23 protein-coding genes are annotated in these 24,203 nt (G+C 42.4%); 17 read left to right on the plus strand and 6 right to left on the minus strand.

Features of this window, described 5'->3' with window-relative positions; genetic code table 11:
- Positions 1–90 precede the first annotated feature (90 nt).
- From AC1F2U_RS07905 to AC1F2U_RS07925, 5 genes are all read left to right on the plus strand, one after another.
- The gene (locus tag AC1F2U_RS07905) at positions 91–1,521 is read left to right on the plus strand and encodes a form I ribulose bisphosphate carboxylase large subunit (protein ID WP_100900845.1); all 1,431 of its coding nucleotides are present in this window, start codon (positions 91–93) and stop codon (positions 1,519–1,521) included.
- Between the two features lie 132 nt (positions 1,522–1,653).
- The gene (rcbX, locus tag AC1F2U_RS07910; protein ID WP_480260602.1) at positions 1,654–2,061 is read left to right on the plus strand and encodes a RuBisCO chaperone RbcX; all 408 of its coding nucleotides are present in this window, start codon (positions 1,654–1,656) and stop codon (positions 2,059–2,061) included.
- A 47-nt stretch (positions 2,062–2,108) separates the two neighbouring features.
- Entirely contained in the window at positions 2,109–2,447 is a 339-nt protein-coding gene (locus AC1F2U_RS07915; protein WP_480260603.1) for a RuBisCO small subunit-like domain-containing protein, read from the plus strand.
- Between the two features lie 426 nt (positions 2,448–2,873).
- Positions 2,874–3,419: a photosystem II reaction center PsbP gene (gene psbP, locus AC1F2U_RS07920; protein WP_480260604.1), complete on the plus strand. Its 546-nt coding sequence runs from the start codon at positions 2,874–2,876 to the stop codon at positions 3,417–3,419.
- Positions 3,420–3,539: 120 nt separating this feature from the next.
- Positions 3,540–4,136, plus strand: coding sequence for a Maf family protein (locus AC1F2U_RS07925; protein ID WP_480260639.1), 597 nt, complete (start codon positions 3,540–3,542; stop codon positions 4,134–4,136).
- Positions 4,137–4,192: 56 nt separating this feature from the next.
- Here the strand turns inward: AC1F2U_RS07925 and AC1F2U_RS07930 are convergent, their stop codons facing one another.
- A complete protein-coding gene (locus AC1F2U_RS07930) occupies positions 4,193–4,423 on the minus strand; it encodes a hypothetical protein (RefSeq protein WP_480260605.1) in 231 nt (76 codons plus the stop codon).
- A 201-nt stretch (positions 4,424–4,624) separates the two neighbouring features.
- Here AC1F2U_RS07930 and AC1F2U_RS07935 point away from each other — a divergent pair, with 201 nt between their 5' ends.
- The 4 genes from AC1F2U_RS07935 to AC1F2U_RS07950 all read left to right on the plus strand — a co-directional run bounded on the left by AC1F2U_RS07935 (position 4,625) and on the right by AC1F2U_RS07950 (position 9,844).
- The gene (locus AC1F2U_RS07935) at positions 4,625–5,362 is read left to right on the plus strand and encodes a phycocyanobilin:ferredoxin oxidoreductase (RefSeq protein WP_104905050.1); all 738 of its coding nucleotides are present in this window, start codon (positions 4,625–4,627) and stop codon (positions 5,360–5,362) included.
- Between the two features lie 898 nt (positions 5,363–6,260).
- On the plus strand, positions 6,261–7,685 hold the full coding sequence (locus AC1F2U_RS07940) for an HlyD family secretion protein (RefSeq protein WP_480260606.1): 1,425 nt from the start codon (positions 6,261–6,263) through the stop codon (positions 7,683–7,685).
- Between the two features lie 168 nt (positions 7,686–7,853).
- Positions 7,854–9,008, plus strand: a complete 1,155-nt coding sequence (gene devC, locus AC1F2U_RS07945; RefSeq protein ID WP_480260607.1) for an ABC transporter permease DevC — start codon at positions 7,854–7,856, stop codon at positions 9,006–9,008.
- A 128-nt stretch (positions 9,009–9,136) separates the two neighbouring features.
- The gene (locus AC1F2U_RS07950; RefSeq protein ID WP_480260608.1) at positions 9,137–9,844 is read left to right on the plus strand and encodes a DevA family ABC transporter ATP-binding protein; all 708 of its coding nucleotides are present in this window, start codon (positions 9,137–9,139) and stop codon (positions 9,842–9,844) included.
- Positions 9,845–10,047: 203 nt separating this feature from the next.
- Here the strand turns inward: AC1F2U_RS07950 and AC1F2U_RS07955 are convergent, their stop codons facing one another.
- Positions 10,048–10,872, minus strand: a complete 825-nt coding sequence (locus AC1F2U_RS07955; protein WP_480260609.1) for a hypothetical protein — start codon at positions 10,870–10,872, stop codon at positions 10,048–10,050.
- A gap of 104 nt (positions 10,873–10,976) precedes the next feature.
- Here AC1F2U_RS07955 and AC1F2U_RS07960 point away from each other — a divergent pair, with 104 nt between their 5' ends.
- Positions 10,977–11,774: an HAD family hydrolase gene (locus tag AC1F2U_RS07960; RefSeq protein ID WP_480260610.1), complete on the plus strand. Its 798-nt coding sequence runs from the start codon at positions 10,977–10,979 to the stop codon at positions 11,772–11,774.
- Positions 11,775–11,824: 50 nt separating this feature from the next.
- Positions 11,825–12,607 carry a Uma2 family endonuclease gene (locus tag AC1F2U_RS07965; protein WP_480260611.1) on the plus strand — a complete coding sequence of 261 codons (783 nt, stop codon included), beginning with the start codon at positions 11,825–11,827 and terminating at the stop codon, positions 12,605–12,607.
- A 62-nt stretch (positions 12,608–12,669) separates the two neighbouring features.
- On the opposite strand, the gene AC1F2U_RS07970 is transcribed toward AC1F2U_RS07965, so the two are convergent.
- Together AC1F2U_RS07970 and AC1F2U_RS07975 are read right to left on the minus strand one after the other, a co-directional pair.
- Positions 12,670–13,380 carry a DUF4336 domain-containing protein gene (locus AC1F2U_RS07970; RefSeq protein ID WP_480260612.1) on the minus strand — a complete coding sequence of 237 codons (711 nt, stop codon included), beginning with the start codon at positions 13,378–13,380 and terminating at the stop codon, positions 12,670–12,672.
- 30 nt (positions 13,381–13,410) lie between these two features.
- Positions 13,411–13,917 carry an MAPEG family protein gene (locus AC1F2U_RS07975; RefSeq protein ID WP_480260613.1) on the minus strand — a complete coding sequence of 169 codons (507 nt, stop codon included), beginning with the start codon at positions 13,915–13,917 and terminating at the stop codon, positions 13,411–13,413.
- 143 nt (positions 13,918–14,060) lie between these two features.
- Between AC1F2U_RS07975 and AC1F2U_RS07980 the strand changes: the two genes are divergently transcribed.
- From AC1F2U_RS07980 to recG, 6 genes are all read left to right on the plus strand, one after another.
- Positions 14,061–14,975 (plus strand): helix-turn-helix domain-containing protein, encoded by a 915-nt coding sequence (locus AC1F2U_RS07980; protein WP_480260614.1) that lies wholly within the window; start codon positions 14,061–14,063, stop codon positions 14,973–14,975.
- A 456-nt stretch (positions 14,976–15,431) separates the two neighbouring features.
- Complete coding sequence (locus tag AC1F2U_RS07985; RefSeq protein ID WP_180277428.1) at positions 15,432–15,599, plus strand: hypothetical protein; 168 nt, start codon at positions 15,432–15,434, stop codon at positions 15,597–15,599.
- A gap of 216 nt (positions 15,600–15,815) precedes the next feature.
- Positions 15,816–16,610 carry a 30S ribosomal protein S2 gene (gene rpsB, locus AC1F2U_RS07990; RefSeq protein ID WP_012411819.1) on the plus strand — a complete coding sequence of 265 codons (795 nt, stop codon included), beginning with the start codon at positions 15,816–15,818 and terminating at the stop codon, positions 16,608–16,610.
- 238 nt (positions 16,611–16,848) lie between these two features.
- A complete protein-coding gene (gene tsf, locus AC1F2U_RS07995; protein WP_480260615.1) occupies positions 16,849–17,793 on the plus strand; it encodes a translation elongation factor Ts in 945 nt (314 codons plus the stop codon).
- Positions 17,794–18,043: 250 nt separating this feature from the next.
- Positions 18,044–18,931, plus strand: a complete 888-nt coding sequence (locus AC1F2U_RS08000; protein WP_480260616.1) for a hypothetical protein — start codon at positions 18,044–18,046, stop codon at positions 18,929–18,931.
- A 67-nt stretch (positions 18,932–18,998) separates the two neighbouring features.
- Positions 18,999–21,494: an ATP-dependent DNA helicase RecG gene (recG, locus tag AC1F2U_RS08005; protein ID WP_480260617.1), complete on the plus strand. Its 2,496-nt coding sequence runs from the start codon at positions 18,999–19,001 to the stop codon at positions 21,492–21,494.
- Positions 21,495–21,660: 166 nt separating this feature from the next.
- Here recG and AC1F2U_RS08010 read toward each other — a convergent pair whose 3' ends face one another.
- Both AC1F2U_RS08010 and AC1F2U_RS08015 read right to left on the minus strand, forming a co-directional pair.
- Positions 21,661–22,530, minus strand: coding sequence for a class I SAM-dependent methyltransferase (locus AC1F2U_RS08010; RefSeq protein ID WP_480260618.1), 870 nt, complete (start codon positions 22,528–22,530; stop codon positions 21,661–21,663).
- Between the two features lie 261 nt (positions 22,531–22,791).
- On the minus strand, positions 22,792–23,736 hold the full coding sequence (locus AC1F2U_RS08015) for a glycosyltransferase family 2 protein (RefSeq protein ID WP_480260619.1): 945 nt from the start codon (positions 23,734–23,736) through the stop codon (positions 22,792–22,794).
- Positions 23,737–24,203: the final 467 nt, after the last annotated feature.

Here is a 24,203-nt window from a genome sequence, read left to right on the forward strand (position 1 = left end):
CGCTCAAGGGGGGCAAGAGCGGGGTGAGGGGAAGTTGCACAAAACGTGATTTGATAATTAAAAAGAGTGATTTCAGGGAAGGATAAAATTATGTCTTACGCTCAAACGAAGACTCAGAGCAAATCTGGGTATCAAGCCGGGGTTAAAGATTACAGACTAACTTATTACACACCGGATTACACACCAAAAGATACCGATCTTCTAGCTGCGTTCCGTATGACACCTCAGCCTGGTGTTCCTCCCGAAGAAGCAGGTGCGGCTGTTGCGGCTGAATCCTCCACAGGTACTTGGACAACTGTGTGGACAGATTTGCTCACCGACCTCGATCGCTACAAAGGTCGTTGCTATGACATCGAACCAGTTCCCGGCGAAGACAACCAGTACATTTGTTACGTTGCCTATCCTCTGGACTTGTTTGAAGAAGGTTCTGTAACCAACGTATTGACCTCAATTGTCGGTAACGTATTTGGTTTCAAAGCTTTACGGGCACTACGTCTAGAAGACATCCGTTTCCCAGTAGCTTACATCAAGACCTTCCAAGGGCCTCCTCATGGTATCCAAGTTGAGCGCGATAAGTTAAACAAATACGGTCGTCCTTTGTTGGGTTGTACCATTAAGCCCAAATTGGGTCTTTCCGCTAAGAACTACGGACGCGCTGTATACGAGTGCTTACGCGGTGGTTTGGACTTCACCAAAGACGACGAAAACATCAACTCCGCACCATTCCAAAGATGGCGCGATCGCTTCTTGTTCGTAGCTGAAGCTATCAACAAGTCCCAAGCAGAAACCGGTGAAATTAAAGGTCACTACCTCAACGTAACCGCTCCTACCTGTGAAGAAATGCTGAAGCGGGCTGAGTACGCAAAAGAACTCAAAATGCCCATCATCATGCATGACTACCTCACCGCAGGTTTCACCGCTAACACTACATTGGCTCGTTGGTGCCGCGATAACGGTATCTTGCTGCACATTCACCGTGCGATGCACGCTGTAATTGACCGTCAAAAGAACCACGGTATCCACTTCCGTGTATTGGCTAAAGCCCTACGTTTATCTGGTGGCGACCACATCCACACTGGTACAGTAGTTGGTAAGTTGGAAGGTGAGCGCGGCATCACAATGGGCTTCGTTGACCTGTTGCGTGAAAACTACATTGAGCAAGACAAGTCTCGTGGTATCTACTTTACCCAAGACTGGGCTTCTCTACCTGGTGTAATGGCAGTTGCTTCTGGTGGTATCCACGTATGGCACATGCCCGCCCTGGTAGAAATCTTTGGTGATGACTCCGTACTACAATTCGGTGGTGGTACTCTGGGACACCCTTGGGGTAACGCTCCTGGTGCAACCGCTAACCGCGTCGCCTTGGAAGCTGTTGTTCAAGCTCGTAACGAAGGCCGTAACTTGGCTCGTGAAGGTAACGATATCATCCGCGAAGCTGCCAAGTGGTCTCCTGAACTGGCTGTTGCTTGCGAACTGTGGAAAGAAATCAAGTTCGAGTTTGAAGCAATGGATACCGTCTGATCTGGGTTAACAGTTAAGAGTTAAGAGTTAGAAGTAGAGACGCGATGAATCGCGTCTGTACAAGAGTTAGGATTTGCATTAATTCATAACTCATAACTCATAACTCATAACTCTTCAGGGCTGGGGTCAAGCATGAATCTTAAGCAAATTGCGAAGGACACAGCCAAAACTCTCCAAAGCTATCTGACTTATCAGGCTCTAAGGACAGTATTGGCACAGCTAGGCGAAACGAATCCGCCATTAGAACTTTGGTTGCATAACTTTTCGTCTGGCAAAATTCAAAATGGTGAGTCATTCATTGAGCAACTGTTGCGAGAAAAACCAGATTTGGCTTTGCGAATCATGACTGTCAGAGAACACATTGCGGAAGAAATTGCAGAATTTTTACCGGAAATGGTTCGCACTGGCATTCAACAAGCCAACATGGAGCAGCGTCGCCAGCATTTAGAACGCATCACACGAATAGACACATCTAACCCCAGTCTGCAACCAGAACAGCAAGCAACCTCAGATCCGAATTTGGATAACTTATCCAATTAGTTCGGTCAACTCAGTAGTAAAAAATCGCAACCCATTATCAAAAAGCTATGCAAACTTTACCAAAAGAGCGTCGTTACGAAACCCTTTCTTATCTGCCCCCTCTGTCTGACGCTCAAATTGCCAAGCAGATTCAGTACATTTTGAATCAAGGTTTCATTCCAGCGATCGAGTTTAACGAAACTTCTGAGCCAACAGAATTATATTGGACAATGTGGAAGTTGCCTTTGTTCGGTGCTAAATCTACTCAAGAAGTATTGAGCGAAGTTCAAGGATGCCGTTCTCAATTCAACACCAGCTATATCCGTGTTGTGGGTTTTGACAACATCAAGCAGTGTCAAGTTCTCAGCTTTCTTGTTCACAAACCCAACAAAGCCAACAGATACTAAGCCTAGTAAGTTGGAATTAATCATGGGATAGTTCAAGTCATTTGTTTGTCCCTGTATAGGAGAGGTAGAATTATCTGCCTCTCCTTTTTTATGGAACAGAATAAAGGCGTCAGCCGCCAGAATTCAGTTGGGAATTCTGTATACTGACGGATAGCGTAGCGTAAAGCCTTCTCTTCTCCTTTTCCTGTCGGAGACGCAGCGCGAAGGAGAGGCTTTGCCAACGGCATAGCTTCTCTACGAGAAACGTCTTGATTTTGACTATTGAATTCTGACTTCTGAATTCTTTTCAAAATTAGGCGTTAGGCAACATAAGCATTTATACTTCACCATCTAATGCATTATCCTAAGCGTCCCGCTTGGTGGGAGAATAAAGACGAGAAATGATGCAAGCCTTGTGTTATCTCCAGCCCAAAGGAATCTGTAGAAATGTGGAAACGAATTGGATTAATTTTGCTATTGGTGTTGAGCTTCAGTCTGAGTAATTCGGATGTTGCGGCTGCGGCTGGACTCAAAAGCTTTGTAGACAGTGGTGATGGCTATCAGTTTTTATATCCTAACGGCTGGCTGCCAGTTAAAGTTGCCGATGGGCCAGATGTGGTTTTCCACGATTTGATTGAGGTGTCTGAAAATGTTTCGGTTGTGATTAGCCCAGTTCCCGAAGGCAAAACTTTGTCAGAGTTGGGAACCCCAACAGAAGTAGGATACAAATTAGGAAAAGCAGCTCTCGCGCCTCCTGATTCTGGTCGTTCGGCGGAATTAGTCAATGCTGCCCAGCGAGAAGTAGACGGTAAAACATACTACCTTTTAGAGTATGAGGTTAAACTCCCCAATCAACAGCAACGACACAACATCGCCAGTGTTGCTGTGAGCCGTGGTAAACTTTTTACCTTCAACGCCTCAATTCCTGAAAAACGCTGGCAGAAAGTTAAACGAATGATTGATGAGGTTGTTAATTCTTTTTCTGTTTATTAATTGGGGAGACATCAATTAAAAATTAAAAATTAAAAAAAGACTGCGGGAAAAGGGGAACAAGGGAAATAAGCAATGCCCAACGCCCAGTACCCCATCCCCAATTACCAAGTTGGTCAGATCATGAAAATTCCACCTTTTGTACTTGCTTCAGCTTCTCCAGCCCGACGCCGCTTGCTGCAAACTGTTGGTATTGAACCGATAGTTCGACCTAGTGACTTTGATGAGTCGCAAATTGAACTAAGGGAACCAGCAGAATTGGTCAAAACTCTTGCCCAGTATAAAGCGGAAACTGTAGCCCCACAGTTTGAATCAGCTTTGATTATCGGTTGTGATTCAGTTTTGTCCATCAATGGTGAAATTTACGGCAAACCAGCAGACTTCTCTGAAGCGATCGCACGTTGGCAGATAATGCAAGGTAACTTTGGCGACTTGTACACAGGTCATGCCTTAATTGATAATCAGCAAAAGCGTACTTTAGTCAAGTCACAAGTTACAAGAGTTTACTTTGCTCAAATGAGCGAGAAGGCAATTAAAGCTTATGTTGCCACCGGTGAACCGCTCAAGTGTGCTGGTGCTTTTGCCATTGAAGGTTTTGGAAGTTTCTTCGTGGAAAAAATTGAAGGCTGCCACAGCAATGTAATTGGACTCAGTTTACCCCTGCTGCGGCAGATGTTAAGTGAATTGGGATACGATGTCACTGATTTCTGGCAGCAATAGTCATTTGTCTAAAGTTATTAACCAATGACAAATGACAAATGACAAATGACCCATAACTAATAACTAAATTGCCTGATATTGAGTATTGCCTCGCCATGATCTGGAATCCAGGCTAGCCACTCATCTGCTGAAACCGGACACAATAAAAGTGCTTCGTCAAAACTAAAGGGGTTGGGAAGTTGCAAAAGGTTTACCCAAGTAGAAGCTCTGAACCTCTGTAAGCCTTCCAGATTATTGTGCTTTCTTGTATGTACAGCAAAATCCGGTCTATGAGAATCTAGTTTCATAGCTTTCTATTAACCTTCACAAATGGGCTAATCTAAAATTATTTCTGTAACCTAGACTACAAAATAAATAATACTTGTGAAAAGTATCTGTCTTATAAATTTACGTTGGCTGGGTGTAAGTGTTTGCTTATATTGCAGACCACAACAGGTATGGCACGACAAGTTGTAGACTGGCCACTAGATCGCATTCCCAACTAGAATATGTCATTTACTTCTATGCCCTCGCTGCGCGAGCAACAACACCCCCTAATTCGTCAGCTAGCTGATTGTATTGAGGCAGCTTGGCATCAGCACCTGGATTTATCCCCTTACCATTTGCCTAATGAGTTGGGGTATGTGGAAGGTAGATTAGAAGGCGAAAAACTGACGATTGAAAACCGTTGCTATCAAACGCCCCAGTTTCGGAAAATGCACCTGGAACTGGCAAAAATCGGCAATATGCTGGATATTTTGCACTGCGTCATGTTTCCCCGTCCAGAATACAACCTGCCGATGTTTGGTTGTGATTTAGTTGGGGGTAGAGGTCAAATTAGTGCTGCGATCGCAGACCTTTCTCCTATCCAAGTAGAGCGCACCTTACCAGAATCTTATACTTCTGCACTGACACAGCTAACAGTGCTTAACTTTTCCCAACCCCGTGAATTACCAGAATGGGGAAACATTTTTTCGGATTTTTGTATCTTTGTGCGCCCCAGTTCCCCAGAGGAAGAAACAATGTTTCTGTCGCGGGTGCGAGAATTTTTAGATATTCATTGCATCCAAGCGATCGCCTCACATCCTGTTTCAGTTGAACAAGTCACCCAAAATCTTGCCGGACAACACAACTACTGCACCAAACAGCAGCAAAACGATAAAACCCGCCGCGTACTTGAAAAAGCCTTTGGGCCAGCTTGGGCAGAAAATTACATGACCACAGTTTTATTCGACCTCCCAACTTAATCATCTCCTCCATCATCCTCATCTCCCCCATCTGTAGGCTCTGCTACGTTTTCAGCTAACAGATAAATGTAGAATTCATTCAACGAGAGTTTTATGGAGTTCCAAAACAGCAACAGGGAGAATAGTAAGGTCTTTGAAGCAAATATCACAAAATGGTTTGTTGTCTTGGTAGGTGCAAACAACTAGCTAGAGACAGCTAACTCATTGACCAGAAAGTTAAGGAAACTCTGATGTTAGGAATGTTTAAATTGACAGACATTTTTTAGTTAGTTAATCGTTGATTGACTTAAGGAAGACTAACTTTTGTAGCAAGATTGTGTCCAACAAAGGCAACAGTCTATTTTTGATGTTTCTTTTCAATTTTGTGACTAACTATAGCTGTAGTGAATGTAGCAGTAAAGTACCGCATCATACCAATTTAGAATTTTTTATAGAGACGCAATATATCGCGTCTCTATATCTAGATTCATACTGCTTGTGAATTCTGCTAACTCCCATTGCACTCATGTCTCAATAATACTCAGAGTTATTGAATAGTCAGCTACTATAGCGTTTCTCAGTTTCAATACAGACCGAAACTCCCCCACCCTAACCCTCTCCTAACAGGAGAGGGAAGCAGAAAAACTTTTATTGCTGCAAGGTGAACCAGTAAGCCTCAAAGCCTCTCTCCTTTTAGGAGAGAGGTTTGGAGAGAGGTCAAAGTGTATTGCATACATAATGAGCAGCTATAGAAAACACCATTTTGTAAAGCCATAGTGTTGAACGTTCATCACACAATGGATTTTTAAGCCATACCCAGCTTGAAACCACTGTTGTTTGTCCTAACAGCTGGCTGTTGATTAAAAACCTTTTTATTTTTACTTCCATCAGCACAATTCAGGTAAATGGGCAACATACTATGTCAAGGGTGACTGAAAAGCCGAAACCAAGTGAACAGACACTAAATCATGAACAACCTAAGATTTGGTGGGGTATCGCTGTAGCCGTGCCAGTAGTAATCGCCGCTGGCATACTAGGTACGGCTAAAATCGAGCAGTTAAGAAAACTAACTACATCCGCACCTGTAATGCCATCTACCAATAGCATTAGTGCTGTAGGGCGTTTGGAACCGCGAGGCGAAGTTGTTAAATTGTCCGCCCCATCATCAGGATTAGCGCCATCGTCACGAATTCAGCAACTTTTGGTGAAAGAGGGTGAACGCGTAAAGCAAGGTCAAATTGTGGCAATTTTGGACAACCGCGATACCCAAGTAGCCGGACTACAAGAGGCAAAAGCGAAAGTCCAAGAAGCCCGTGCGAATTTAGCGCAAGTCAGGGCTGGCTCTCCAAGAGATATTCAAGCTCAAAGAGCAGTTATTGCTCGTCTACAAGCGCAGTTAATTGGCGAAAGGAATGCAGGGCAAGCAACGATCGCGCGGGTTGCAGCTCAGTTAAGTGGTGATAAACTTGTCCAACAAGCAACAGTGAATCGCCTAGAAGCTGAACTCAGTGGACAAAGAGATGCTCTCAGAGCAACGGTTGCACGTATTCAAGCCGAACAGCGCAATGCTCAAGTCGATGCCGGACGCTATGATTATTTATACAAAGAAGGTGCTATTTCTCAGCAAGAGCGAGATAGAAGACGCTTGAGTGCAATAACTGCTAATCAGCAGGTGGCTGAAAGCCAAGCTACCCTAAAGCAGACATTGGCAACCTTGCGACAGCAACTTGCTGAGGCTAGAGCCAACCAAATACAAAATTCAGCAACTTTGCAACAGCAGTTAATCGAAGCTAAAGTTAACCGCGATAAAACTGTAGCAACTTTGCAAAGACAAATCGATGAAGAAAAGGCCAAACTAAGCAGAATTTTAGATGTTAGTCCTACCGATGTGCAAGTAGCACAAGCCCAAGTTAGTAATGCGATCGCAAATGTCAGAAAAGCCGAAGCAGAACTAAGATTGAGCTACGTTCAAGCACCAATCGCTGGAGAAATTTTAAAGGTTTATACCAAATCGGGTGAAGCGATCGGCGCAAATGGCATTGCTGAAATTGGCCAAACCAACCAAATGTTTGTAATTGCTGAAGTCGCCGAAGACAGCATTGGTAAAGTGCGTCTTGGTCAAAATGCTACTATCACCAGTGATAACGGCGCATTTAACGGTGAATTAAAGGGAATTGTCACTGAAATTGGCAGAAAAATTGGTAAAAAAGATGTGCTGAATACAGATCCAGCCGCAGATGTGGATGCCAGAGTAGTAGAAGTGAAAATTGCTCTATCTCCAGAAGATAGCCAAAAAGTTTCTGGTTTAACTTACGCCAAAGTTCTTGTTGATATTAATAATTAATTAAGTTGTAGGTGAGCATTAATTCTAATTCACAATTTGATATTTTGGACTCAAAATATTATTTAATAGTCTGTTTAATCAATTTTAAACATTCTATCAATCCGGTACGGGTGTCACCATAATGGGTTGAAAATCTAAAACTGCTAAACTTGCTGAGATGCCTATAAAATGAATCAAAAAATACCTCTGTCATGGCTACAACTGACAAGGGAAAAAACTCGCCTAGCTGTGGCATTAGCAGGAATTGCTTTTGCCGATATTTTAATGTTTATGCAACTCGGCTTTCGGGATGCTCTGTATTATAGTAACGTTAGATTCCATAACAGTTTGCAAGGTGATATTGTTTTAATTAATAGTCAATCTAACGCTATATTGGCGATGAGAAGCTTTTCTCAGCGACGATTATATAAAGCCTTAGAATTACCCGCAGTTCAATCAGTACATCCGATATACTTGGATTTTACAATCTGGAAAAATCCTGTAACAGGGCGTCCTCGGAGTATCTTAATTTTTGGAATTAACCCAGAAACTAACCTAGTTAACTTACCTGGAGTTCAGGAAAATTTAGATAAACTTAAACTACCTGATGTAGTTCTATTTGACCGTTCTTCTAGGGTAGAGTATGGGCCGATCGCTGCTAATTATGACCAAGGAAAGCCTGTAACGGCAGAAGTACGAAGGCGGCGAATTAAAGTAGGAGGACTCTTTACATTAGGTGCATCATTTGGTGCAGATGGTAATTTAATTACAAGCGATCTCAACTTTTTCAGAATATTCAGCAATCGTCAAAAAGGATTAATTGATATTGGGTTAATTAGATTAAAGCCGGGAGCAGATGCTAATGTTGTTGCCCAACAATTACGAAAGTATTTACCTAATGAAGTAAATGTTTTAACTAAACAAGAATTTATTGATTTTGAGCGGAGTTACTGGGCGAATAGTACAGCTATTGGCTTTATTTTCACATTAGGGACTGTCATGGGTTTCATTGTGGGGACTGTGATTGTGTATCAAATTCTTTATACAGAAGTTGCAGACCACTTAGCTGAGTACGCTACCCTCAAGGCGATAGGTTACACACAAAACTATTTATTAACGGTCATTCTTCAAGAAGCTTTATTGTTAGCAGTTTTAGGCTATTTTCCTGGAATAGTTTTTGCATTATTTATGTATGACAGCGCCAGAAATGCAACATTGTTACCAGTTTTTATGAGTTTTGAACGAGCGGCAATGGTATTGATTTTGACTATGCTAATGTGTATTATTTCTGGTGCGATCGCAGTTAGAAAATTACGCTCTGCCGATCCAGCAGATATCTTTTAATTAATACAATATTAATTAAAAAATGCAAACAATAAGTTTGACTTATGATAAAAACTAACCAAATTTAATTTTTGACAGTCACTACAGTTAAATGTTGGAACTACTAATTTATAACTAACAAAAATATCATGGAAAAAGAACCTGTAATCGCCATTAAAAATCTCAATCACTTCTATGGCAAAGGCGCACTAAGAAAACAGATATTATTTGATATCAACCTAAACATTTATCCAGGTGAGATTGTGATTATGACCGGGCCATCAGGTTCAGGTAAAACAACATTACTGAGCTTAATTGGTGGTTTACGGTCTGTACAAGAAGGAAGTTTAAAATTTTTAGGTGAAGAACTTATTGGCGTCAGTCAAAACAAATTAGTGCAGATGCGACGCAACATTGGTTATATTTTTCAAGCTCACAATTTGCTAGGATTCTTGACAGCCAAGCAAAATGTGCAAATGGCAGTGGAATTGAACGATAATATTTCTCAAACAGAAGCAGTGGCTAAATCAAAAGCTATGCTGGCATCTGTCGGTCTAGAAGAACGAGTTGATTACTACCCAGACAATCTTTCTGGTGGACAAAAACAAAGAATTGCGATCGCCCGCGCCTTGGTGAATCGTCCCCCCTTGGTACTAGCAGACGAACCAACAGCAGCATTAGATAAACAATCAGGACGCGATGTCGTGGAAATAATGCAGAGTCTAGCCAAAAATCAGGGAACTACTATCTTATTAGTGACACACGACAACCGTATTTTAGACATAGCCGATCGCATCGTCGAAATGGAAGATGGTCTTTTAACCCGTAATTCACCCAATACAGTTATTCAGTCATGATTTTTAGTCATTAGTCATTTGTCCTTTGTGAATGACCAATACAACTCTTGGAGAGGATGCACTTCTCTACGAGACGCTTGCTTCCACGAAGTGGTACGACTACGCTCTGTTACCACGCCAACGACTACGCGGTAGTTGAGCGCAGTCGAAACTCTGTACAAGTGACTAATGACCAATGACTAATGACTAATGACAACCATAATTTATTGTCTAGCCGAGCCTGATTTTTTAATTCCAGATGGCTTTGGTGGAGTTGGAGTATTTGGTTGGCGAGTAGTACGAAAAGTTACATTCACGCCTTCATTCGATTGTTCTAGCACTAGTAAAGGCGTAGGTTTAGCCTTTTGATCCCAATGCATGGTAGCAATCCGACCTTGAATTATTGGTTGCCAACTATCTTCGTCTTCTATCGGGCTTAGGTAAGTTTCTATACAATCAATAATTTGACTAATAGTCGCAGAAGTTGCTTGCGTCGGTAACTTCATTAACTTGATTTGAATCCGAAACAGCACCCGTTTAGCAGAATTCCCTGGACTACCAGTCTCATACTCGACATCAAAAATTTCATCTACTTGCCGTCCAGCGCTATTAGCAATTCCAACCGATCCTTGTTGAGCTTGACTTGGACGCAGGGCTTGAGAAATTTTTTCTTTGATCTGAATCTTTATTTGATTAAGAATTGCAAAGTGAAACACCTCCTCTGACATCCGCATCCGCAGATAATCCAGGTTAAAGTCCCGTGAGTTCACCAAATCGGGATTAGTTTCCATTTTGCGAATTGTTTCCAGCGCCAGCTTAAACTTTTTCTCTAGTTCTCGTGCGCGGAATTGTTCAAACTTAAGTTTTTTCTCCAGCTTATCCTTCTGGAGTTTAATATACACAATCAAAGCAATCACCACTAAAGCCAGTCCTCCAGAAGTTACCAACAATAATGGTGGTATTTGAGGATTACTTGCTGGCACTTCCTGGGATGCCTTTTTAGTAGCCTTTTTCCCAGAGGATTGGGCAAGAAACATTGAAGTGGACATGGTGGGAAACTGAAAAACTTGACTCCTGATGTTTAGGATGCCCAAATCTTCAAGGTCATCTTGCTGTATGATTAATATTTTTTACAGGCTTTTACAAACCGTATATGTCCAAAGATTTGAGCCTCGCTCCCCTATCTGAGGTTTCATCTACAAGCTTTAGCAATATTCGTCTGATAGCCACAGATATGGATGGCACCCTGACTAGACGAGGAAAATTTACTCCAGCACTGCTACAAGCTTTAGAGGATTTAGCCGCAGCTGACATTAAAGTGCTAATTGTCACCGGACGTTCTGCTGGGTGGGTAAGTGGATTGAGTAGTTTGATGCCAGTAGCAGGTGGGATGGCAGAAAATGGCGGTTTGTACTTTCCACCTGGAAATCAGAAAGCAGTAGTTTTAACACCCATTCCCGATTTAGCTCAACATCGCCAGCACTTGGCTACGACTTTTGAGAACTTACAAACTAAATTTCCCCAAATCCAAGAATCTGCTGATAATCGCTTTCGCATCACCGACTGGACTTTTGATGTAGCTGGTTTGCATCAAGACGAACTACAAACCCTAGATAATCTTTGTCAACAAATGGGTTGGGGATTTACCTATAGCAATGTGCAGTGTCACATTAAACCTCAAGGGCAAGATAAAGCTGTGGGATTGTTGCAAGTATTGCGCGAATATTTGCCCCAGTATTCATCAGAACAAATTGTCACTGTGGGCGATAGCCCCAATGATGAAAGTTTATTCGATCGGCGTTATTTTCCTATTTCTGTAGGCGTGGCTAACGTGCTGGAATATGTGAATCAATTGAAATATCAGCCTGCTTACATTACTAACGCTGCCGAAGGGGAAGGTTTTTGTGAATTATCTAGTTATATTTTAAAAAGCTTGCACATCTCAAGTTAGGAAGAACTAGAGTTGTTCTACAATAATCTCGTAGCACTGATTTTATAACCATGACAGCTACTGTACCTGTTAGTGTCGAATCAGAAATATTCTACCCCAGTGCTGATGGTCAACCAGTGGCAGAAACTTACGACCACCTTTATGCTTTACTAACTACCTTAGAAGTCCTGAAACAGTATCTGACAAATCGTCAGGCAACAGTCTTGGCAAATCAATTTCTTTACTATGCACAAGGCTTTCCGAAATTGCGGGTAGCTCCAGATGTGATGGTAATTTTTGATGTTGCACCTGGCGGTCGGGACAACTATAAAATCTGGGAAGAGGGTCAAGTACCAACAATTATTTTTGAAATGACATCCTTTGGTACTAAGGGACAAGACGAAATCTTCAAAAAGACCCTTTATGAGCAGCTAGGCGTCAAGGAATACTGGCTATTTGACCCTAAAGGCGAGTGGGTAGAACAACAGTTACGTGGCTATCGCCTGCGGGGAGAAATCTACGAACCGATACAAGATGGACGCAGTGAACCGTTACAACTGCGCTTAGTAGTTGAGGGAAGGCTAATTGGGTTTTATCGAGAGGATACAGGGGAAAAATTACTGATCCCTGGTGAACTAGTAGAGGCTTTACGACAGGAAGTTTTAGCAAGACAGCAGGCAGAAGAACTAGTAGAACAGGAACGCCAACGAACAGAACAGGAACGCCAACGAACAGAACAAGAACGTCAACGAGCAGAACAAGAACGCCAACGAGCAGAACAGGCAGAATTGCAGATAGAACAGTTAAAGGCGAGGTTGCGATCGCTCAATGTAGATCCAGATACTATTCAGTAACACACAGGGTGTAATTATGCATGAATTTTATCGTGCATAATTACTTATGGGTTAAGTATTAGCTACAAAGAGATTTCTAAAAACCACTCATAACCTGCTTTAAACTGAGGCTTACCATTTTGTTCAATCATGCTGCCATGCGCCATGATTACTCGTTCAAAATCCCAAGTGAGAAGTTGTTGAATTGACCATTTAACTTTGACTTTATCCTGAGTTGCAAATTTCTCCAATAACGACGGACGAAGTTGGTTATAACCACCTAGAAGTTTGGCTATTAACCTTGTGCTTGGTGAACATTGATCGTCAAAATGGAAAACTGTATCAGTGACTATCAAAGTTCGGCTTTTGGCATGAAAAAAGACGCATTCATTGAGCGGTGAACATCCGCTAGTATCCAATGTGTTAAATCCTTGTATTAATAAATACTCAACCCCGTCAATTAGGTGAATGTTGCGATCGCTAATAATCTGGTCGATTTGCAAATCTGGTCGTTTGCGCTCTAGACCAGACACTGCCCATAGTTTGGCGTGAGGGTAGCACAGCTTGAAGTCAGCAACAAATAGATGATGGTACAAGTTGGGGATGACAATGTAAATCACTTCTCCCAATTGATTTAGCTCATTGATAGTTGCGTCATCCATGACAATAGGCGAGATCGCCATTAATTTACCACTGCTCAGACGAATCACAGTCATCCTCGTCCCTACTTCTAAGCCAAAATATTTTAGCGGTTGTTCAGCAACCCAAAGGTCGGTATCAATTGCTTTAAGCATTAGAATTGTTGAGTTAGTGTCGTCGCTGGACTATAAAAATTGCCGCACGCTGTAGTAAAGACAAGCCAGACTGCCGACAATATAAACTAGCCAAGTACCGAAAAAACCGATCGCCCTGCCCGGTGATGGCCCATAAGTCTGTATTAATCCCCAGGCATGAGCAATCCGAGCTAGTGTCAATAGAGTACCTAGCATCCACAACAGTCCCTTTCCAGCCTGCATCCACTCTAGGGCAATTAGGAACATGAGGCTAAGGGGTACGTATTCTGTAAAGCTACCATGCGCTCGGATAGTACGCTGCAATACCCCATCTTCTATGTTTTTTGTGACAGTAGCCTGTGGTGTCATTTTTTCCACAAACTCTGCCCAAACATTCGGTTCATCTAAGTAATTGGGCTGTGAGGCGACCTCAGATAGAGATGCACCATGCCAAATCCGAGTACGGGTGCGTTCTATTGCGACTCGATAGGACAAGCCCAGAGCAAGTAGCCCATGACAGCCGATAAAGAAGGTTGAAATAGGAATCAAAATAGGCATTGACAATCACTCGAATCAAAATCTTAACTTTGAAAATACTTGCCTGCAATTGTTACTGTCTTTTCAATTCTTGCGGAATATCGAAATCTGCTTTTTGAGACAATAAGGTTGAGCATTTACATTGCAATTAATTGCCTCTGCCCATGAATCTGCTAAAAGAGTTTTTGTTCAATCCTCCAGAACGGAAAATTCCCCTCGATCGGCCTCCGCTAGAAACTCTACCGCAGTGGGGACACTGGCTAGAAACACCAGAGTTGATGGTAGCAATCATTCCGCCAGGACATTTAGAAGTCAATATTCTCTCACCACTTAACCTTGTGGTAACAAGTTTTGGGGAAACTCGTGGGATTGCTGCCTTCAATGCCGATCGACTGCAACCTTACCAAGCGCTACCAGGAGGTTTTGATATTGTGCCTCAAGGCAGTACTTATACTTCGGTGGAAGATGCTTCTTGTTTTGTGGTGTTTGGATATTCCCAATCTTTTCTAGAACGCATAGTCAAAGTGGAAGCAGAGGGACAGACAATTGAATTACAGCCAGGGCAAATTCCTAAGACTCATTGGGGTTTGAGCGCTGCGATCGCTATGCAAGAGTTTTTTAATAATGGACAAACTGGTGGTGCATTTTACTTAGAATCAGTTGCAACGGCGGTGTTGGCACAAATCATTTACCGACGTTCAAACCTATCTGGACGGCTCAAACGTTCACCAGAGTTTTTAGACCCAAATTTGTTAAAGTCTGCCTTGGAATACATCAGAGCGCATCTATCCCAAGAACTTAACCTAAACCAAATTGCTGCCACGGTAGGATTAAGCCCCTATCATTTCGCACGAGCATTTAAGGTAACAACTGGATTATCACCTTATCAATATGTCCTCCGGTGTCGGCTGGAACTAGCCCAACAACTGTTACAAAACCAAAAGCGATCGCTTGCACAGGTAGCCGCAGAAGCAGGATTTGGCAACCAGAGTCACATGACATCTGTGTTTCAACGAATGCTACGCACAACTCCCAAGCGTTATCAGCAAGAAATGAGTAGTATTTTAGACCATACATAAAACCTTATGTGTAGTTTTCGGCAAGATGGTCTGAAAAACTTTATCCTCTCTGGGTTTGAAAACTTGCTATATCTGAATTTTTCACAACAGAAAATCAAGCCTTTCCAGATCACCTTGCAGGTTTTTGGTTATATCTCAGCCCAATGCCAAGTAAACAATTTGTTACCTGTGTCTTTGCTACATTTATTACCTTAGACAGAATACAATAAATAATGTCTATAGCGTTTCAACCCAGAAAGTCTCAACAATACTGATTTAATTGATGAGACTGTTTTATATAGTCATTCACAAGCAAAACTGAATCAAAGGATAAATAAACCGCCTAAGCACTGAGAGACGCTAAGAGACTAACAGATACTTGAAGAACAGGTCAGCATTTTATTTCCTACTTCCACTAGAAATTCCAAGACCAATGTAAAGTCAAGAATTTACCTTTACATACTGAGGTATAAAATTATGCAAGAAATTGAAAGATTCTTTGGCAACTTGTTCAGTGGCATAATCAACCGCTTTAAGTATTCTGCGATGGACGCTGCCGATCGCAAAATGAGAGAAACCATCGACGATCAGATCGAACAACGGCGACAAAAACCCAAACCCCAAGATCGAGAAGACCGCGAGTAGACCTTTAAAAAAGCAAGATTTTCATTATTAAGTGCTGCCCGATTGTTGAGTAGGCAGCACTATTTTATTGACCTCACTCGGTCAAGCAACTACAACTCTTCAGAATATGCTAACCTAGTATGGTTAACTAATCTCGCACATCTAAGAATTCGGGTGTTTCCCGATTGGGAAATACACTTGGATGGAGGTTTAACCCGAATTGGAGTTGAAAAATATATGCCAGTAGTTTCATTGGCTCAAATGATGGAGTCAGGGGTTCACTTTGGGCATCAGACCCGGCGTTGGAACCCAAAAATGTCTCCTTACATTTATACTTCCCGCAATGGCGTGCATATTATCGACTTGGTGCAAACTGCCCAGTTGATGGATAATGCTTACAACTACATGCGATCGCACGCAGAACAAGGAAAGAAATTTCTTTTCGTCGGCACCAAGCGTCAAGCAGCTGGAATTATTGCCCAAGAAGCTAGCCGTTGTGGTTCCCACTACATTAACCAACGCTGGTTGGGTGGAATGTTGACCAACTGGGCAACCATCAAAACACGGGTTGACCGTCTGAAAGATTTAGAACGCCGTGAAGAAACTGGCGCACTAGATTTATTGCCGAAAAAAGAAGCATCAATGCTACGTCGGGAAATGACGAAGCTTCAGAAATACTTAGGCGGCATTAAAACAATGCGGAAAGTGCCCGATATCGTGGTAATCGTAGACCAACGCCGGGAATATAACGCAGTTCAAGAATGCCAAAAGCTGAATATTCCCATTGTGTCCATGTTGGATACAAACTGTGACCCCGATGTAGTAGATATCCCCATCCCCGCGAACGACGATGCTATCAGATCGATTAAGCTGATAGTCGGAAAATTGGCAGATGCCATTTATGAAGGTCGTCACGGTCAGCTGGATGCTGAAGATGATTACGAAGATTACGACGGTAGTGAGTATGACGATGACTACGAAGAAACCGAATATACTGATGCCGTAATTCCCGACGAGGAAACAGAAGAATAGTGCTGAGTGAAGAGTGCTAAGTCCTGAGTAAGATAGAAAGACTCAGCAAATTGAATAGTGCTGAGTCTTGATTTTTGAAGTTGTAAGTTGTGATTTGTCAATGAAGAATAAAATTGATAACTGAACACTCAAAACTCAGCACGGGCTAAACGCCCCGCTAACGCTAACAAAACTCAGTACTCAGTACTAAATTAGGTGAGTGATTACAACTCGAGGTCAAGTTAGAAATTGAGGGAACATGGCGGAAATATCTGCAAAACTCGTCCAAGAGCTACGCCAAAAAACTGGTGCTGGCATGATGGACTGCAAAAAGGCGCTGATAGAGACTGATGGCAACGTAGAAGAAGCCGCGGACTGGCTACGGAAAAAGGGCATCTCTAAGGCGGGGGCAAAAAGCGATCGCATTGCGGCAGAAGGTCTAGTAGACACTTACATTCAGCCCGGAGGTCGGGTGGGTGTACTCATAGAAGTCAACTGCCAAACCGACTTTGTTGCTCGTAACGAGGCTTTTAAAGCTTTAGTTAAGAATCTAGCAAAGCAAGCAGCGACAGCTGATAGTGTTGAGTCTTTGCTGGCTCAACCCTATATTGAGAATGAAAGTGCGACTGTAGAAGAATCCATCAAGCAAACTATTGCCACTCTTGGTGAAAATATCCAAGTGCGCCGCTTTGTTAATTTTGCAATAGCAGAAGGCACACAAGGCGTAGTAGACAGCTACATTCACACTGGCGGTCGAGTTGGTGTATTAGTAGAACTGGGTTCCCAAACTGAGTCAGTGGCTGCTAATTCAGAGTTCCAAACCTTGGCACGGAACACTGCAATGCAAGTTGCGGCTTGTCCCAATGTCGAGTATGTGAGCGTAGACCAAATCCCCGCCGAAATTGCCCAAAAGGAAAAAGACATTGAAATGGGCAAGGATGATTTGGCGAACAAGCCTGAAAACATCAAAGAAAAGATTGTTCAGGGACGGATTGAAAAACGCCTGAAAGAATTGACTTTGCTCGATCAGCCTTACATTCGCGATCAGAGTATTTCCGTAGAAGACTTGATAAAGCAAGTGAAGGCACAATTAGGCGAAGAGATTCAAGTGACTCGCTTTGTCCGTTATATACTGGGCGAAGGCATTGAAAAGCAAGAAATCAGCTTTGCTGATGAAGTCGCTGCACAAATGGGCACTAAGTAATATTAGTTAGGAGTTAGGAGTTAGGAGTTAGGAGTTAATAGGAAGTTAGCTTCATAATTCATAACTTATAATTCTTAATTCCTAACTGCTTAAAGGACAGGTCAAGCAAATAGCCTGACCTGTATTTTATTTAGTAAAGACATAAAATATCGCATTTAATTTAAAATCTAAAATTCTCTGGAAAGTTATCCTAAAATAAATTTGTACATTTGTACTATGTAATGGTTCAGATGGGCAAGAGCGAAAAAATATGGCAAGAGCAATCGAGCGAATTGAGCAGGATATTGCAAGACTCCAAGAAGCGATCCGGGCGATCGCAATCGAACTACAAAGCGCTTATGCTAGTTATCTAAATACCTTGGGACTAGCTGTACGCAAACAGTTGATTCTCGCAAGTTACCACCTCTGCACTCAAGGATATCCCGAAAACTTTCTGCATTTGTCATTGAATCAACGCCAACAATTGCAACAAGCTATTCGTAAGTTGGGTCAACTGGCAGCTGAACAATTGCTCATTTATCTTAAAAGTGAAGAATCACAGGAAGATGAGGTGGATGAAGAAGATGAGGTGGATGAGGTGGATGAGGTGGATGAGGTGGATGAGGTGGATGAGGTGGATGAGGAAGTAACATCCTCTTCATCTTCACTATTTTTCACTTCTAATTCTCAGTATCTGACTGCCAACACCTCCGATCCTACAGAACTGGCAAAATGGCAACAGAAATTAGAAGAGGCAGCGCAAGATATACTGAAAAAACTTTCGCATGATGCTAATCTTTTGTTACAAAAAGCTGGAGTATTGCCGAAAAAATTACCAGAACCGATTTTAGCAGCAGCGGCGGCAGCATCAGAAGCATCTGCTGAGGTCATGCCAGGGCCACCCAATTTATTAAACTTAGTAATTGAAATTGAAAATGAGCAACAGTCAGAAGATTCTGGACTGACTAAAATTATGGCTATTAACCTGCGGCTAGGAGAAATTGAATTTGCTGATGTGACACTTTCCTCTGAGCGCAAGCGAATCCGCAGTATTTTAGTTCAGCTAAACAAACTAGGACGAGAGTATAAAAAGAGATATAAAGAAAAGGCGATCGCTGAAGCTGAAGCTGCATGGCGCGCTAGTTGGTTTGAGGATTAGTCATTTGTCGAGAGTCAAATGACCAATGACCAATGACCAATGACTAATGACCAATGACCAATGACCAATGACTAATGAAAAACCAGATTGGATACGATTGCACAAAGCCTTGGCAATAGAAGCTGAACGTGGCTTTACAGACTTGATGGGTAGAGAATACCGTTTCAGTGAATTTCTGAGCCTAACTTTGGGCAAATTCCCAGCAGGCTTACCCCATACTGAACGCCGCCGTTGGCAAGGATTAGCGGTGCAATTTGCTAGTTATCCACATCTAGCACTGGAAGAAAGGCAGCATTTAGTAGCAGAGACTCGTAGGTATCTTTCCCAACTACAGCAAGAGGAGCAGGGGGAGCAGGGGAAGCAGGGGAGCAGGGGAGCAGGGGAGCAAGGGAAAACTTATCAATCCAAAATCCAAAATCCAAAATCCAAAATCATCTCTGAGGGGAGTCGGAGACTTGCACCTAAAATTGAGCAAAAACTCAGTGATTTACCAGAAATAGGTTTTAAAAAAGCTGATAATTTGGCGCGGCTTGGTTTACATACCGTCCGCGACTTGCTTTTCTACTATCCTCGTGACCATATTGATTATGCGCGTCAGGTGAATATCCGCGAGTTACAGGCGGGTGAGACGGTGACAATAGTGGCTACAGTGAAGCGTTGCAACTGCTTTTCTAGCCCTAAAAATCAGAAATTATCAATTTTAGAATTGGTAGTAAAAGATAACAGCGGTCAAATCAAAATTGGCCGTTTTTACGCAGGTACGCGCTTTAGCAGTCGCGCTTGGCAAGAAAGTTTAAAACGCCGTTATCCAGTAGGTAGCATTCTGGCGGCCTGTGGATTGGTGAAAGAAAGTAAATACGGCTTGACACTGGATAATCCAGAACTAGAGGTTTTGGCAAGTCCAGGAGATACGATTGAATCGCTAAATATTGGGCGGGTAGTACCAATTTATGGACTAACTGAAGGCGTGGTGGCGAATACAGTGCGACAGGCGGTAATTGCTGCTTTGCCTGCTGCGGCTAGTCTGAAAGACCCTTTGCCAAGTGGTTTGCGGCAGAAATATGGTTTGATGGAATTAAAAGATGCGATCGCTAATATTCATTTTCCCAGCGATAGCGCCGCCCTACAAGTTGCCCGTCGTCGCCTAGTTTTTGATGAATTTTTCTACCTACAACTTGGGTTACTGCAACGTCAACAGCAAGCAAGAGCGATTCAAACTAGCGCCATCCTTGTCCCACGGGGTCAACTTGTAGAGAAATTTCACGAAATACTGCCTTTTCAACTCACTGGCGCACAGCAACGAGTTCTCAACGACATTCTCAACGACTTACAAAAACCTGTGCCGATGAATCGTTTGGTGCAAGGTGATGTTGGTTCTGGTAAAACAGTCGTCGCCGTGCTGGCTATCCTTGCAGCAATTCAATCTGGCTACCAAGCGGCGCTGATGGCTCCCACAGAAGTTTTGGCAGAACAACATTATCGCAAGTTAGTTAGCTGGTTTAACCTCTTGCATTTACCAGTGGAATTACTGACAGGTTCGACTAAAGCTGCTAAACGAAGACAAATACATTCTCAGTTAGGAACTGGTGAATTACCTCTGTTAGTGGGAACCCATGCCTTGATTCAAGACCCTGTAAACTTTCAGCAATTAGGGTTAGTGGTGATAGATGAACAGCATCGCTTTGGGGTAGAACAACGGGCACGTTTGCAGCAAAAAGGCAATCAACCTCATGTGTTAACTATGACAGCTACGCCAATTCCCCGAACCTTAGCACTGACGATACACGGGGATTTGGACGTGAGCCAAATTGATGAGTTACCGCCAGGACGACAAAAGATTCAGACAACAGTATTGTCAGGTCAGCAACGCAACCATGCTTACGACCTGATCCGGCGAGAAATTGTCCAAGGTAGACAAGTTTATGTAGTTTTGCCATTAGTGGAAGAATCAGAAAAATTGGATCTGCGATCGGCTGTGGAGGAGCATCAAAAGTTACAAGAAAGCGTTTTTCCCGACTTTCAAGTAGGGCTGCTGCACGGTCGCATGAGTTCAGCCGACAAGGATGAAGCGATTACCAAATTCCGTGATAACCAAACGCAAATTTTGGTTTCTACCACCGTTGTTGAGGTTGGTGTAGATGTACCTAATGCTACGGTGATGCTCATTGAAAATGCAGAGCGATTTGGCTTATCGCAACTGCACCAACTGCGGGGGCGTGTTGGTCGTGGCGCGGCTCAGTCTTTTTGTCTGTTGATGAGCAGTTCCAGAAGTCCTGATGCTCAACAACGATTGAAGGTGTTGGAACAATCTCAGGATGGTTTTTTCATCTCTGAAATGGATATGCGTTTTCGTGGGCCAGGGCAAGTACTGGGAACTCGTCAATCTGGAGTGCCAGATTTTACCTTAGCGAGTTTGGTTGATGATGAGGAAGTTTTACTTTTAGCGCGGCAAGCAGCAGAGAAAATAATAGAAATGGATGTTACTTTAGAGCGTTGGTATTTAATGAAAGAAGAGTTGAAGTATCGATATGAGCGATTGATGGGTGGAGCGATTTTGACATAACATATCTCAGTTAGTTTAAGAGAGAAACTGACTATGCATTCCTAACTTTTAAAACTAATTTATTCCTTGAAAGTCCCGTGGAGGTTCTTACTGTAGTTGCCGCAAACGACCCAGAGCAAGAGTTATGAGAACCACTGCTGTGCATCTCTATTGCCCAGTCGGAGCTTCAACCTGTGTTGTAGACAACATAGGCTATTTTCGTCTGCTTGCCTTTTAATATTTCCTGAACCTCTTTTGACTCTTGTTCCCGTTGCTTTTGATATTCACTGTGAAATGAATACAGAATTTCTTGGTCTTGAGATGCTCTAGTATTCCAATCATCATCACCATATTGCCCCCATTGAGGAATTATGGGACCACCAAGCACCATTACATAAACAATTCCTGTTGAGTTCAATTGCTCTCTATGCCAACGTTCACTTTTGTGAAATGGGATATAGAAACCTACATCAAGCAATGAATCTTCAATTTGATTGCGGTAATCTCCTTGAACATTTTGAGTATCGAAGATAGCATAACCACCTGTTTTAAGAGCGTTGTAAAAGGTAGTTGCAGCTTGCTTCATACTGGTTGTAGGAAGACCTTGATACGCTTTAATGTTCAGTATTACATCAAAGTCATATTCATCCAATGGCTCACGAAAATCATGAACTAGAAAACGCAGATTAGTTGCTTGGGTCTGCTCCAATTTAAGGTCAGCATTCATTTCTTCAGCATTGGAAACTAAAGATGTTATCCCCTGCTGATTCACCTGCCGCAAAAAATCGATCGCCACAACAGAGACATCACTAGCAAGCACATTACAACCTTCATAGGCATAAAAAATAGGTGCAAAACTGATTCCACAGCCTGCAAACCAAACCTTGCGTTGTGATTGATTCTTCACGAAGTCTAAAAATCTCAATTCAGATTCATTGCGCCAAGTTGACCAAACTTGAGGCTGGGGGAGCGCATCTGATTGATTAGCCCAATACTGATTCCATTGTTCATGGTTATCCCAATTCTCTGGAAGTTTACAGTGGCGATGATTTTTCATTTTTCAGGTCAAGTGTAACGAGTCGTCTGTTAATATGTTTCCCGAAAATTACCTGACTCTATCGCTTGTAACTTAATCTAGCGCTAAATGCTTTAGAGTAAAAGTTTTTTACCCTATGTTGCTTAACCCATAAATCCCGACATCCTGCATCTGTTCACCATCAGAGAATCAGGTATTGAGTTGAGATGCGCGACATGACCAACAAAGTTTTAACAGGTTGATTACACGGTGGTACTTCCCAAAGTGTTTAAATCACGATGTTTACTGAATTTGAGCATAGGCTTCATAGACACCCTTCACGTTATACCAGTTGAGAAAAATTCGAGCAATCTCTAAAGCCAATTGCGGTTTACCTAAATTAATTAGCCATTGCAATAACGGAGCCATTGTCCGTTCATTTAACGCACCATTAAGTGACAAAATCCCCCAAAGTAAGCGATGCAGCCAAGTCATTTGAATCATCATTCGCACTTCCCATGTAGGATGCTTTTGATAAAACAAAACTCCCATCCGTCCGCGTTGAATTTCTTGGTCAATTAATCGGGGAATTTGCTCTAAGTTAAATGCTGGATGCCAGTGATATCCTACAGCTTCTGGACATTTAATTAGTGTCAAACCTAGTTTTTTCAGCCGCACACCTAATTCTAAATCTTCCCAGCCATAGAGTTGAAAGCTCGTGTCAAAAAGTCCCGCTTTATCTAGCCAATGTTTAGGAATTGCTACATTTCCCGTAGCAAAAAAAGCTGCTGAAAAATCTGTGACTTTGTAGGGTTCAGCCGTTGGATTGTTGAAATTACAAGTATTAATAACTGCACCGTAAGTGAAAAAGCGATCGCTCCCCAATTTCTCTTTCCCCTCTACTAGTGCGTCAGCATGAGCTTGCAGGAAATTCTTCAGCACTACTAAATCGCTATCAATAAAGATAATTGTGTCTCCCTGCGCCTTTTCTACCCCCAAATTTCGAGCCGCAGCTGGGCCAGCATGATCTTGCTGAAACCAGCGCACATGGGGAAACTCTTCTTTGTGTGCTGCCAACCACTCCAATGTGCCATCAGTAGAACCATCATCTACCAAGACAATCTCGTAATTAGTAACCGAACTTGGCTGACTTAACTCCTGCAACTCCAATGCGCGGAGGCACTTTTCTAAAATTGGTTGGCGATTATAAGTCGGTATCACAACGCTGAAAAACACAGTCTCACCCACAACACTATTTACACATCTCCAGGATAGGACAGATGAGGCGCTGACACTGTTCCTTAACTGATTTTTGTTGAGAAAAACAGCAAAATGAATGCAACAGATGCATAACACCTCTCGCTAAAGCATCGGCGATGCAGTCAGCGCGGGTGGGGTATCTATCGCAAACATTTTTTGCACTGGTATAACTTCTTACTTTGAGATTTAGTAGCGAAAAAAGGCTTTAATCAACTACAAAATAAATCCCCATTAATCAAGATATAACCTGGGGTTAATTTTTGGTCATTAGATTATATGACAAACTTAAAATTTTTTGTCTAGTTAGCTGACCTAAATAGCAAACAACCTTTTGTTAATAACAGGTTACTTACTATTCAAAATCTGTGGCATTTCACGTAAAATTGATGGCTTTTTCTGTCAGTAATCAAGATTTGCCTTGATGAAATTTTTGGTGTCACAACAGAGGAGAGTTT

This window comes from Nostoc sp. LEGE 12454, assembly GCF_056620565.1.